The 725-nt window shown below is 38.5% G+C and carries 1 protein-coding gene; it reads right to left on the bottom strand.

All coding sequences use genetic code 11. The annotated features are described in order from the left end of the window. Positions 1 to 725, bottom strand: a 725-nt coding sequence (locus K9V48_RS28290) for an RNA-guided endonuclease InsQ/TnpB family protein (RefSeq protein WP_224142340.1), incomplete at both ends; no start/stop codon positions are given.

Raw genomic sequence — 725 nt, 5'->3', positions numbered from 1 at the left:
CACGTTCACCACAAGAAGAACAGTCTTGTGATGTGTAGTGTGGTTCTACTTTTACAAGTAGCCCGCCATTTTTCTCACACTTATAAGAAAGCATTTGGCGGAACATTCCCCACCCTGCATCAGAAATAGATTTGGACAACTTACGATTCCGAACCATATTACGAATGTTCAGGTTTTCTATGCATACAACAGAATAGGTTTGAGACAAGTTGTAGCTTAATTTGTGCAGGAAATCACGTCTTTGATTGCCAACCTTTTCATGTAACTGACGGATCCGTATCACTTGTCTTCTATAATTGGAAGAACCACGTTTCATTTTCGAAAGCTTACGTTGTGCCATTTTTAGTTGTTTTTCTTTTTTTCGAAGGAATGTAGGATTTTTGAATTCTCTTCCATCAGATAGAACGGCATATTTATGTAGGCCAACATCTATTCCGATTGCGTTGTTTGTATCAATTTCAGATGGCAACTCTTGTCTTTCGACACAAAAAATAGCGTACCATCGTTTGCCTTGGCGCTTGATCACAAGTTGCTTGATTGTTCCTTCTAATGGTCTGTGGAGGAGGAGATCGATTTCACCTAGCTTTGTATTATACAACTTACCGTTATCTGAAAAGGACATAGCCATTCGATTGCCTTTTGCATTGAACCCAAATTGAGGAAAGGTCATACTCGTGTAATCTTTGTATTTTTTCTGTTTTGGATAGTTTTTCTCCTTACGAAAG

It is taken from the genome of Metabacillus rhizolycopersici (assembly GCF_020075705.1).
Note: the sequence above shows the minus strand (reverse complement) of the source record. Positions and strands in the feature narration are given on the sequence as shown.